Below are 12,577 nucleotides of genomic sequence, written 5' to 3'. Positions count from 1 at the left end.
AACTCTTATTGTCAGGATCCGGAAAGGAGAGGTACGGAATGATGTCGTATCTTGCTCCGGCGGAACACCTCGCAGTATTAAATGCCATGAGAACGGGGCTGAAGAAAATAAATGACGTAAGGAAGAAGTTTCAGGGCGTGTACCAGCGCGAAGGGAAGAAGATCAGCTACAAGGGGTATTCCGAGACGACGATCCTGCTGAAAGATATCCGGGATGAAGAGGGCAAGGTCGTTACAGACCATCTTTGGTTTACCATGACGAAAGGATTCGAGGCGCTTGGAACTTTAACTTCGGGCGATATCATTCAATTCGAGGCACGCGTAACAGACTACCGGAAGGGCTATGTGAACAGACGCATCGGTGTGAATCAGCGTTCGGTCGATTATAAGTTATCCAGGCCCACTAAGATGAGGATTGTTGGGAGGGGAAGTTCGATCCAGTAGGGATCGATATCAACCTACCTACCACTCCCGCTGCCGCTCTGGCATTGATTCTTTTTCTTCCCGCTGCTTTCCAATAATCCACCTCCTCAAATGTGACAGCCTCCCTTTGATCTCGTGTGAAGCCTGAGTGGACTGACTGCTATGATATATCTCCTCGTTTGCCTTTGAGATGGCATCCGACCCTTGCTTATCACCCGCACTTTCGAAAGCTTCTGCAAAGCCATTTACTTTTTCATCGTAATAGACGCGGTCCCACCATTCGTACAATCGTATCCAGAACTCTTTGGGCGATGATGACCGGAACACATGGCGAAACCAGTACAGCTCGCTTTTACGGTACTGCGCAAGGCGCTTCCGTTCCTTTTGGATAAACCTCCATACTAGTCGTAAAAGGAAATAAAGAACAGCAAGCGCGGGCAAAGCATAGGCGGCGAACACATACCATTTCATGCCCATGATCGTGAACGGTTTCTTCGCAGTAGCTGTTGTTGCTGGTCGTTGCGTTGCTTCGAGGCTGTCTTTAATTGTTGCCACCATACCCAGGTTGGGATTGGGTTGTACGGTGACCTTGTGTTCACGCAGGCTGCGCTTGTTCATCTTGCGCGCATTCGGATTCCACCAGCTAACCGTCATGGGTGGAATTGAGAACGTGCCTTCTTTCTCCATCAGGTAGATGAAGCTCTGTGTGAGTTCGCCGTTTGCGTCGTACTCGTCGCGCAGATCTTTGAGTTCAGGATCCTGCGGATAGACATTCGCAAAGTTAAGCTCTTGTTCTTTCAAAGCCGGAATAAACTGCGGTAGTGTACCCTTCGCGTTGATGGTAATTGTTCGTTCGATCACGTCACCGACTTTGAGATGCGTTAGCGACTTATTCCATCGTTCATGGATACTGACAGATTTGGCTACAAACCATCCGTCTTTAGCGTCGGCCGGAACCGGTTTGACAACAAATCGCAGCTGAGGTGTTTTAATGGTGATGGCTTTGCTTTCGCTGCTGCCCTCCGGTGGTGTCGTCGCATGCACGGTGATGGGAGGAAGCGTGAAGTCGCCGGCGCGATAGGGGAACACAATAAAATAGAACTGAATGCCGGCGTACTGTTTACCCTTGTGATCAAACATGCCCGGGAAATTTCTGTCGAAGGGCAATACGAAGGCATTGGGCACCTGGAGATTGTCGAACTCAACAGGGGCTGTAAACCAGGTGGCGGTCATTACGGTAATCGTGACCTTGAATGGTTGCTGCACGTATACACTGTGCCTATCAAGCTGCGCCGTCGCGAAGCAACTCTGTGCCTGTACGCGTGAAGTCGTAAGCACAAGCATCAAGATGCCCAGTGTTCTCACCAGCGGAACGATCAGTGTACGTGCTACCATGGATCAGCTGAAGGTTTAACCTGTGGGTAGTCCCGTTTCTTTTGAAGCTCAAAACGTCGGTGCAGGAATTCGCCCGGATCGTTTTCAGACCTTCGAATGATCACGTTCGTTTCGCCTCCCTGCTTTTCCAACTTGAAATCCTTCGGTGGTTCCTTTTGTTCTTTTGCCGAGTGAATGTTGCTCATGGTTTCATCAGTTACCCGGTTGCCAAACTTGGGCAACTTCTTCACCTGTGTATCTGAACTGAGTTTCTCATCTTCACTTCCCGGCTTACGTTCCTTTAGCGGATCGTTCTTCCGTTTCTTTTCGTTCAGATCTTTTGTCTTCTGGCTTGCGGAAGCGGGATCGTATTGAAGTACGCTGTCACTCTTGTGTTGGAGTACCTGTGCCTTAGAGCGGCTTTCATCAACTTTTGATTTCAATGACGGATCGATCATACCTGCGGTGTCGAAGGCGTGCATCGCCTCGTCGTATCTGCCAAGCTTAACAAGTGCGAGGCCCCGGTTGTAATTACCCGTTGCAGTGGTATCGAGGGCAAACAAATCAGCTGCGGCTTCGAAGTTGCCTGCTTTGAAATAAGCGACGGCTTTGTACTTATCTGACTCGAAACGCTCGGCTGCTGAATCATACTGCGTAGCATTCGACAGCAGCTGGCCCTGGTAGTCTTTGCTGTACCACCAGTCGGGATGCTTACTGTCGAGCCCGCATGAACCAAGACAAACAGGAAGCAGTAGCCAGCACCATTGAATTACCCATCCTTTCCTGAACCATATTAAGGTCAACGCGAGGATAGGAATGATGAGTATCCATCCACGGTCATCCCAAACGTCTTCCTTCTTTTCATCTTCGGTTTGGAAGATGAGACTCTTCCTGATTCGGTCAGCGACGCTTTGCACATCTGATGGATCGAGGGTCAGAGGCGTTACAGTGATCTTTTCGTTTTGTGTGAGGTTCTGAATGACAGAATTGTCCTGGGCCGATTGAACGCTGGAGTGGCCTGGAACGGTTGTGCCTTGTGGCGATGAAAACAGTACGATCTCCAAATGATGAGGAACGCGGCTAACCCAATTGGCCAATGTCGTGGCCATGGATTGATCAAGAACATCAGTTAGTAAAAGCACGGTGCTCGGTGCGTCGATGCGTTTCATAACCGTATCAATCTTTTCCACCAGCAGGTCATAGTTGGTACCGGGCACTGGCATGGCCCGGTTGTGTAAACTTGCCGCGTGATGCCTGATGATCTTGTAATCGGATGTGAATGGCAATACAAGATGAGGCGTGCCAGCATAGGCGAGCAGTCCGATGCGTGAGCCGGGATTCGCTTTGAGAAAATCTTCGATCTTCAATTTAGCCCGTTCGAGGCGGCTGGGTTGAATATCTTTGGCCAGCATTGAAACAGAGAGATCCAGCGTGATCAATGTTACGGCATGAACCCGGCGACCCGGAACCTTTTTCTGACTCCACGTCGGCCCGGCAATGGCGATTATTCCGAGTACGGTGGCAAGTGCGAATGACAGTAGCGGCAATGCAATCGACCAGGGATTTCCCTTTGAGAACATGAATGGCCTGAGGTGCGGCGCGATCATTTTTGTCCAGCGCTTGTCAGTTTTGTTGCCGATGAGCAGAAGCACGACGATCACCAGCAACGGTATGGATAGGTAAAGCGCACGGGGGCGAAGGAAGTGAAACTCCTCCCAATTGAAAGACATGACAATATTTTCAAGCTCCTTTATCATTCTTCGCCGGCCATGTTATTATATATCTTTTTCCGGTTGCCGTTTCATCCTATTGCTGTTCGTCGAAACAAGTGAACTACTCCATTGATCAGGTGGAACACCAACCCGAATGCAACAGCAGCGAGCAACGGATAGTAATACAGTAATTCCACCGGCTTATATTGCTCGTCTTCAAATTCGATCGGTTCCAGTTTGTTCAGTTCGGCATAGACGTTCTTCAGTTCGCCCTCATTCATCGCGTTGAAATATTTTCCTCCTGTGATGGAGGCCAGTTCGGTCAGTCCTTTCTCGTCGATGTTGTAGCCGCCGCTACCCTGCGCCTTGCCGATGCCGAGCGTGTAGATAACAATGGAATCTTTTCTTGCCGCCTGGGCCGCATCGAGCGGTGCAATATCATTGCCAGAATCAACGCCATCGGTGAGCAGGAGCATTACTTTCTGTTTGACTGTGTCGTCACGAAATACTTTGATGCTGAAGCCAATTGCTTCGCCAATGCTTGTCATCTGCCCCGCCATGCCTACTTCGGTTTCGTCGAGTAGCCAGTTGATGGTAGTGAGATCGTCTGTTAAAGGTGCCTGCAGATATGCATGAGTAGCAAACATGACGAGACCCATTTGGTCGCTCTTCCGTTCTTTGATGAAGTCTTTCATGATGCTGCGCACTGCTTCCCAGCGTGTGGTGCGTTTGCCATCGACGACCCAATCGCGTTCGGCCATGCTGAATGAAATGTCGGCGGCGATGAGAAAGCTTCTCACCAGTTTGGTTTTCTTTTCCGGCTCGCCCACCAATCTTGGCGAAGAGGCTGCTGCGAGCAATGAGACCCAGCAGAGTATTAGTATGAGCCAGCCTGGAAAATTCCTGCGCGTGATCCATGCGCTTCTTGCCGGAGCCTGGTCCGAAAGATTTGCAGCCCGCAGGAAAGATGGAATGATCAGCCCAAGGCGACGTTTACGAAGCGAAGGCAATAAAGCATACACCAATATTGGAAGCGGAAGAAGGAAGAATACCCATTTGTATGCGATCTCAAAGTGCATAGCGATGGCGTTTGATCCACGTTTTCGTTTTGTCCAGGTAGGATGTTACGTCTTCTTTCCGTATGTCCTGGCCCCCAGCGTATAGTGTTTGCGTTAGCCAGTCACCATCTGCGGTGGAAAACAGCTGAGCTTTACAGGCCTCGTTCAGAAAGGCAATCCACTCATCCTTCCGTGTCGCGGAATGTTCCCTGCCATATCGGGTCATCACGATGCGTTTCACCAGCATGGTTGCATCATATACAATGAGGTCAGGGCGTTGCCCTGTCATCTCACTTTCACGACGGGCAAGCCAGTCAATTGCTTCGCGGCGATACCTGTTCTTTCTGTAATGACGAATGATCATCAGGACGATACCAGCAATGGCCAACAGCAGCGAGGCGGCAAGCACATACCATCCTGGTGCGCCCCAGGTGAACTGTACCGGTTGTGGTTCGATCAATGTGCCGATGTCGTCATTCATCTTTGCGACGTTAACTGACCCATATCACGTCTCACCTGTTTCTCAACCGGGTCAACCGTAGTGTAGAATACAACCGGTACGCCATATCTTCTCAGCTCATCCTTCAAGGTTCGCCTGAAGTCTTCAGATGAGCGTTTATACTTTGTGCCCCAGCTGCGTTTGTCATTTTGCCACTGGATCTGATGCTGCGCATCTGTGAGTATGATCTTCCCATCGGGAAGCTGCTCATCCATTGGATCCGATATGTGAATGCAGATTACATCGTTGTGGTATGATAGCCGTTGTAAGAGTTTTTTCGTTTCAGTGTCATGATTCGAGAGATCCGTTACAACCGTTACAACATAGTCGTGCGTGACACTCTTCAGTGTGCGATCCAGCATCTCATTGAGTCGCGCAGTATTGACGTTTACTCTATTTCGATGGATGAGCTTTTCGTTGGCGGTACATACCAGTTGAAGAAAGTACTGAACGAGTGCCTTGCTTCGTTTTGGAGTGACGATATTATGTTCGTCGTCGGAAAAGACGAGACCGCCCACGCGATCGCCACGCTTGATTGTATAGAAGGCACCTAGCGCTGCGGCCTGTGCAGCAATGACTGACTTTGTGAAGCGCTGAGATCCGAAGAACATGGTACTGGTCTGATCGATAACCATGAACGTTGGACGTTCCTTTTCCTCATTAAATACTTTTGAGTGAGTAGATCCCGTACGGGCAGTGACTTTCCAATCAATGTTACGGATGTCGTCGCCGGGCACATACTGGCGGACCTCCTCGAAGTCGAGACCGCGGCCCCTGAGCTTGGATGCGTGGCGTCCTGCAAGAATGGAATAGACCGGATGGCTAGGCAACAGATTGCCGGCCTGCACGAGATATTCGTAGGCCATGAGGTCTTCCAGCGAAGCGACGATTTCCCCTGATGGTTTCTCTGCACCCATAACGTTCAGGCTACTGCTACATTAGTGAGGATCGCATCGATGACCTTGTTAGCATTCACGCCATCGGCGTTTGCTTCGTAGCTGAGGATGAGACGATGTCTTAGCACGTCATGAACAATGAAGCGTACGTCATCAGCAGTGACAAAGTTACGTCCTGCAAGCCAGGCAACGGTACGGGAACATTTGTCCAGGGCGATCGTTGCGCGCGGACTCACACCCACGTTGATCCATCGTGCCAGATCTTTGTTGATCTTATCAGGGTAACGGGTTGCAGTGACGAGATCAACGATATATTTTTCGGCTGCCTCTTTAACTTCGACGTTATTTATTTCGCTGCGGGCATCGAAGATGGTTTGCTGAGGAGTAGTTTGAATCTGCTGTTGGACGCCTTTGGATTCTTCGCGGTTAAGGCGCATGATCTTTCCTTCGTCTTTAGCATCTGGATACGTGATCTCGATCTTCATGATGAACCGGTCAAGTTGGGCTTCGGGTAGGGGATACGTGCCCTCCTGCTCGATAGGGTTCTGCGTGGCAAGTACCATGAACAGCTTTTCCATCGCGTGTGTTTTGCCAGCGACGGACACCTGGCGTTCTTCCATGGCTTCAAGCAAAGCTGCCTGAACCTTTGCTGGTGCGCGGTTGATTTCATCAGCCAGCACAAGATTGCTAAAGATGGGACCCGGCTGAAAGATGAATTTCTCCTGTGATTCGGGCTGATAGATTTCGGTGCCGGTAATGTCAGAAGGAAGAAGATCGGGAGTGAACTGTATGCGGCTGAGCTTGCAGTCGAGATTCTTTGCCAGGCTTTTTACGGCACGCGTTTTTGCAAGTCCCGGGAAACCTTCGAGCAATACGTTACCATCTGTCAGAAGGCCGATTAGTATCTTTGTGATGATATCTTCCTGGCCAATGATGGAAGATTGTATCCTGGTTTTTAGCTCTTTGATTTGATCGAGTGCTCCCATTTGTCGCTATTTTGAGTGCTTATAAAAACGGTACTCCCTTTTGAATAGCGGTACCGTTGTAAAACGCAAAGACTCCCGAAAACTAATTTCCGGGAGTCTTGTACTAAAGTTGGGGGATTAATTCGGCTTTAAAGACTCTATCTCCTTGAGGCGCTTTAAAGCTTCCTGCTGCCGCAAGGTTCCATAATTGATGCCACCTGGATTGAGTGTGCTTCCGGTTTGATATGGAAACTTTTCAAAGTCAGTGAAGAAGTCGCGAACCTTTCCCTGAATAGGAATAAGGAGCCACATCTGCTGCCCGAAGAATTTCATGGCCTCACCGCCTTCTTTCAAACCACGCTCATAAGGGTCCATACGGAGATTGGTGATCATCGCCCAGTTTGTTGTTTCGCGAGTAGCCGTGGCAATGTTGCCTTCAGAATAGGTTGCAAAGCTAACCTTCCAATCGTTCCAGCGAACGGCATTCAAATTTCCTCCCTGATCAAAGTACATGATATTATCACGTGGGCCTTTAGGCTGCTGTCCTCTTAAGTATGGTGCAAAATTATATCCATCAAGGTGCACTTTGAAGGTTTTACCACCTGAAGCAAAGCCACTGGCCATCTTTGCTTTAATATCACCTGCCCCTGCTGCGTCCGCCAGCGTGGGAAACCAGTCAATTAATGAAATGATCTCGTTGCTTATCTGACCAGGCTTGATGACACCAGGCCAACGAATCATCATTGGGATTCGAAATCCACCCTCCCACGTAGTACCTTTTTCCCCTCTGAACGGAGTCATAGCACCGTCGGGCCACAGGGCGATTTCTGCTCCATTATCAGTGGTATAAATGACGATAGTATTGTCCGCAATCTTCAGATCATCCAGCTGTTTCAGCAATTCGCCAACCATGGCATCATGTTCTACCATGCCGTCGGCGTGTATCCCTACACCAGTCTTGCCCATTGATTCAGGTTTGAGGTGTGTAAAAATGTGCATACGGGTAGAGTTGAACCACATGAAGAATGGCTTGTTGGCCTTTGCTTGCCTGTCGACGAATCCCTTTGCAGCGGTAAGGAACTCTTCATCGACTGTTTCCATGCGTTTAGAAGTCAGCGGGCCAGTGTCCTCGACCTTACCATCGGCGGTTGTCTTCAATACACCCCGTGGGCCATATTTCTTTTTGAAGTCTGGATCCTTTGGATAGAAATATCCTTCCGGTTCTTCTTCAGCGTTGAGGTGATAAAGATTACCAAAGAATTCATCGAAGCCATGTTTGGTTGGCAGGTGATGGTCCTGATCACCCAGGTGATTTTTCCCAAATTGTCCGGTCGCATAACCTTGAGCCTTCATAACGTTGGCAATAGTCGGCATCCAGTCGGTAATTCCATGGGGATCGCCAGGCATACCAATGGTGAGCAGACCGGTGCGGAACGGTTCCATGCCCAGAATAAAAGATGCGCGACCTGCTGTGCAACTCTGCTGGCCATACGCATCCGTGAATAACATTCCTTCTTTGGCAATACGATCGATGTTGGGCGTCTTATATCCCATCATCCCTAACGAGTAAGCACTTATTTGTGGTACGCCAATATCATCGCCGAAGATGACGAGGATATTAGGCTTCTTCTGCTGCGCAATAAGGCTACTGATGCTGAGCACCAGTGCCAGCATCAGGGCAGCGGTTCTTCTGTACATTAATTTCATGATGGGTCGTTTTAAGTTTTCATTTCCCTTTCGATTCAATCAGCCAGAAAGGTGCCGTTCGGCAATTCTTGCCTATATAGACCATAAGGGATGATTCAAGAAGTTAAATACCGTGTTTCACGGTTAAACTTGCGATGCGTGTATGGGATGATTAGTGAATATCACGTTTGGCGAGCCAACCCATGTGAAATTAAATCTTTGTTCCTCAGGAATTAAGAGAAAAGAGAACGCCTGATATGAATGATACTTAAGCAATACGCTACATTACAGAAATGCTGAGTGGCGTCAGTTAACTGTTAGCCGGAAATTGCCATTTCCCCTTTCATGAATCTGCATTAGCTTGCTTCGGGTCTTCAAGTGTGCAATAGATTGTGTAACAAGAATTAATATCGATAAGGCATGTCCTGTGAATACATCCCTTTGCATTTGATGCCATCGATCAACATAAATAATTATAACTATGAAAATAAATCAACTCGCTATTGCTCGATTAGGTTGGGTGATCCTGATTGGTTTGTCTCTTGTTTCATGTACGCCTGGTACGAAGAAAGAGGCAACGGCTGTCGTTGAGCCTGTCACGGAATTCGATCCTCTGCCATCGTGGAATGACGGTGCAACGAAAAGCGCGATCATCGACTATGTGAAGGATGTAACGAATGAGGCCGGTCAGAACTTTATCGACGTTCCCGATCGCATCGCCACGTTCGACAATGATGGTACTTTGTGGTCGGAGCAGCCAATATACTTTCAGTTCTTTTTTGCAATAGATCGGATTAAGGCGATGGCACCTTCACATCCGGAATGGAAAAAAAAGCAACCCTATAAAGCAATTCTTGAAAATGATATGCCTGCCTTGATGAAGCAGGGTGAGAAAGGAATTGTTGAAATTGTGATGACCACGCATGTGGGAATGACAACCGACGAGTTTGAAAAGATCGTTTCTGACTGGATCACTACTGCGCAACATCCCACTAAGAAGAAGTTGTATACTGATCTTGTGTTTCAGCCCATGCTTGAGCTCATTCAATATCTTCAGGAGAATGATTTCAAAGTTTTTATTGTATCTGGTGGTGGCATTGAGTTCATGCGTCCGTGGGCGGAACGCGTTTATAACATTCCGCGTGATCAGGTGGTGGGCAGTAGTGTTAAGCTCAAGTACGACTACAACAATGGTAATCCAGTGTTGAAGCGACTTCCTGAAATCGATCTTATCGATGACAAGGATGGAAAGCCGGTAGGTATTCAGCGATATATCGGTCGCAAGCCGGTGTTTGCCGCCGGCAATTCAGACGGTGACCTGCAGATGATGAGATGGTCGGATGCCAATCCGTTAAAGAATTTTCAACTGTATGTTCATCATACCGATTCAACACGCGAGTGGGCCTACGACAGAAAATCACATATCGGTACGTTTAACGAGGCATTAGACGAAGCCAATCAAAAGGGATGGACGCTCATTGATATGGCGAAGGACTGGAAGAATGTGTATCCTTTTGAAAAATGACCTGGCTTGACGAACAAGCAGGCAATATGATCACTCGTCGCAATATTGATGATTACGGCGACGCTGCATCCCAACAAGACTAGCAGCCGATGGTACCTTCGGATGCAATCAAACCAAAGCAACAATTCGGCAGCAGTATACTTTATTCAAAAAAAGTAACCGATTCTATAAATAACGGGACTGTAGTACGGGCTGTTCTCTTCACGGTTGTAGAGGAAGTTGTACAGCACTTGAATACTGATGCCACCTCTGCCCTTTCTGCCTAACTGACGGACGTATCCGGCGCCAAGGAAGAATGAGTTTAATTCGTCTGATTGAGTTTCAACTGAAGAGTTCGCCAGTTGGACGGCATATTCGGTTCGAAGGTGTTCCCATTCACTCCAAAGATAAATTCTTCGGGTGAGCTGAGCACGTGCAAAAAAATTCGGGCCGTAGCTGTTGAGATTCTTGCCATAAATCCTGTTGCGGGTGTAAATATATCGATAGCCTGGGCCCAGTGTCAGTATCTTCGGGAAGCGGTATGCTAATAGGGCCGTGATTTCAAGGTGCGTCCGGGATGGCTGGATCCAGAAACCGGTGGACCCCCCCAGGCTGATTCGCTTCACCACCGGGCGCTGGTCTTTCGGCTGTGAACGAACTATTGTATCTGGTCTGATTACGTTTGCTGAATCGGCCGCCGCTGGTGTAATCTGCGCATGAGTTAGATGTACTATTAACAGTGCTGCGCATGTAACAACGATATTCTTCATAAAGTGAGGGTAGTATTTATGTTGTGTTGCGTAACTTGCTGCGTGATTTGCGACCTCGCGTGCGTCGTAAGACACCTCAAATTAAAGCAATTGATTGCGAAAACCGTTGCACGCCTTTGGAAAGACAGCGTTCACCTGCAAGTACCACTGCTCCCCTCAGGTACCTTTTTGCGGACGCCGGTCTTTTGATCTGGCAATTCTGTAAACTGGAATGAATCGATCGTTTTCAAACGTTTGGAGTAAACTTTTGAATATCGGGGGGTCTCCGATGATGAGTCACCTGCAGCAAATGCGTCTGCATGTGATTAACGGACTTGTCATCATTGGAGCCGCCGCGACACTTCTTTACGTTGGCATTTTCACGGCCATCGGTGCGTCGGGAGCGATCGAGGGTCTTGCCGTAATGCCAGTGCTCGCTGTCGTACTCTTCTTAAACTACGAGCGACACTATAGTGCCGCCCGGCTTGTCACGATACACGTTACTCAATTGGTGGTATTTGCACTTGCCGTGTCGGACCGAAGAACGGGCACCGAATATGTACTGCTCGTTCTGGCAATCAGCAGCATCATCGTTTTTGAAAGATGGATAACGATGATCATTGGGTTCGTTTCCTGCTGCTTGTACTACCTCCTATACGTAGTACTGGATAACAGCATGCCATTTGAGCCAACGGCCGATACACCTTACCTTCTCGTGAATAATGCGTTGATTTTTCTATGTGGGATATGGGTGGCTTCATTGCTATTGTTGTTCAGATCAACAACGTTCAAATATGCTGGTGACCTTCGGGAGGCTGTAGGAGAAATTGCCGCGATGAACCAGGTCTTGCAAAGTTCAAATCAACAATTGTATGCCCGTACTGAGGACCTTGATCTTGCCGTTCGACGAAAGACCATCGATCTGCAGGTTCATAAACGCGCTATCGATGAGCATCTGATGTCGATCACTACGGATAAGAGAGGTCGAATATTGTCAGTCAATAAGAAATGCCTTGACGTTCTCGGGTATCGCATGGACGAAATTGTGGGCAAGGACATTCAGGATCTTCATACCGAATTTAATGAAGCGCTGATCGCGGAAATGGTGTTGGCCCTGAATGCTGGTGCACCATATCGTTCAGAAGTAAAGACGAAGACGGCCGGGAAGTCTGATGTTTGGGTTGATATGCTGGCTATACCCGTCGAGAGTCCTGATGGTTCTCATGAATATTTTCTTTATCTCTCCATTCCCATCTCAGCAAGGAAAGCATTGGAGATCGTTCACGCGCGGGCCCTGGTGGGACTTGAGGCGATTGCGCACAGAACATCACACGAGATTCGCGGACCACTCGCCAGGATCCTGGGGTTGTCACAATTGCTGGAGCGTGGATTGATCAGTAGCGATGAGCTTCCTGATATTGCTCAGAAAATGGTGATCAGCGCGAACGAACTTAACGCTGCCACGAGCGCACTCACGGAGTTCATCCATGAGCACGAGAGAGAACTGGGTGATGCGTTGAATTGATGATTGACGAAGGTGCGTGCGTGACGTGCGATGAGCATTTTGTGTTTCATTGGTGATTTGTGCGTCGCACGTGTGCTTCATCGAACGCTTTTTTGCTACAGACGGATGATCCCTTCTATGTTAAAAAACAACTTCCTTAGAGAGTATATTTTCTTTTTTGGCAGTTTAAAGGGTTGCAACTTTAAGT

The 12,577-nt window shown here is 48.5% G+C and carries 11 protein-coding genes; 3 read left to right on the top strand and 8 right to left on the bottom strand.

What is annotated here, in order from left to right:
• Window positions 1-38 precede the first annotated feature (38 nt).
• Window positions 39-443 (top strand): hypothetical protein, encoded by a 405-nt coding sequence (locus WBG78_RS19040; RefSeq protein ID WP_337328063.1) that lies wholly within the window; start codon window positions 39-41, stop codon window positions 441-443.
• A gap of 18 nt (window positions 444-461) precedes the next feature.
• On the opposite strand, the gene WBG78_RS19035 is transcribed toward WBG78_RS19040, so the two are convergent.
• The 7 genes from WBG78_RS19035 to WBG78_RS19005 form a co-directional block, all read right to left on the bottom strand.
• Window positions 462-1,817, bottom strand: coding sequence for a hypothetical protein (locus WBG78_RS19035; protein ID WP_337328062.1), 1,356 nt, complete (start codon window positions 1,815-1,817; stop codon window positions 462-464).
• Window positions 1,811-3,553: a VWA domain-containing protein gene (locus WBG78_RS19030; protein WP_337328061.1), complete on the bottom strand. Its 1,743-nt coding sequence runs from the start codon at window positions 3,551-3,553 to the stop codon at window positions 1,811-1,813. The genes WBG78_RS19035 and WBG78_RS19030 overlap by 7 nt, the downstream gene beginning before the upstream one ends.
• 44 nt (window positions 3,554-3,597) lie before the next feature.
• A complete protein-coding gene (locus tag WBG78_RS19025; protein WP_337328060.1) occupies window positions 3,598-4,587 on the bottom strand; it encodes a VWA domain-containing protein in 990 nt (329 codons plus the stop codon).
• Window positions 4,577-5,047 carry a DUF4381 domain-containing protein gene (locus WBG78_RS19020; RefSeq protein WP_337328059.1) on the bottom strand — a complete coding sequence of 157 codons (471 nt, stop codon included), beginning with the start codon at window positions 5,045-5,047 and terminating at the stop codon, window positions 4,577-4,579. Before WBG78_RS19020 ends, WBG78_RS19025 begins: the two co-directional genes overlap by 11 nt.
• Complete coding sequence (locus tag WBG78_RS19015) at window positions 5,044-5,982, bottom strand: DUF58 domain-containing protein (protein ID WP_337328058.1); 939 nt, start codon at window positions 5,980-5,982, stop codon at window positions 5,044-5,046. The genes WBG78_RS19020 and WBG78_RS19015 overlap by 4 nt, the downstream gene beginning before the upstream one ends.
• Before the next feature lie 5 nt (window positions 5,983-5,987).
• Window positions 5,988-6,947 (bottom strand): AAA family ATPase, encoded by a 960-nt coding sequence (locus WBG78_RS19010; RefSeq protein ID WP_337328057.1) that lies wholly within the window; start codon window positions 6,945-6,947, stop codon window positions 5,988-5,990.
• 117 nt (window positions 6,948-7,064) lie between these two features.
• A complete protein-coding gene (locus WBG78_RS19005) occupies window positions 7,065-8,633 on the bottom strand; it encodes an arylsulfatase (RefSeq protein WP_337328056.1) in 1,569 nt (522 codons plus the stop codon).
• A 460-nt stretch (window positions 8,634-9,093) separates the two neighbouring features.
• On the opposite strand from WBG78_RS19005, the gene WBG78_RS19000 reads away from it, so the two are divergent.
• Complete coding sequence (locus WBG78_RS19000; protein WP_337328055.1) at window positions 9,094-10,137, top strand: HAD family hydrolase; 1,044 nt, start codon at window positions 9,094-9,096, stop codon at window positions 10,135-10,137.
• A gap of 146 nt (window positions 10,138-10,283) precedes the next feature.
• Here WBG78_RS19000 and WBG78_RS18995 read toward each other — a convergent pair whose 3' ends face one another.
• A complete protein-coding gene (locus tag WBG78_RS18995; protein ID WP_337328054.1) occupies window positions 10,284-10,886 on the bottom strand; it encodes a hypothetical protein in 603 nt (200 codons plus the stop codon).
• Window positions 10,887-11,097: 211 nt separating this feature from the next.
• Here WBG78_RS18995 and WBG78_RS18990 point away from each other — a divergent pair, with 211 nt between their 5' ends.
• Window positions 11,098-12,390, top strand: coding sequence for a PAS domain S-box protein (locus WBG78_RS18990; protein ID WP_337328053.1), 1,293 nt, complete (start codon window positions 11,098-11,100; stop codon window positions 12,388-12,390).
• Window positions 12,391-12,577: the final 187 nt, after the last annotated feature.

This window comes from Chryseolinea sp. T2 (genome assembly GCF_037203685.1).
Taxonomy (GTDB): Bacteria; Bacteroidota; Bacteroidia; order Cytophagales; family Cyclobacteriaceae; genus Chryseolinea.
Note: the sequence above shows the minus strand (reverse complement) of the source record. Positions and strands in the feature narration are given on the sequence as shown.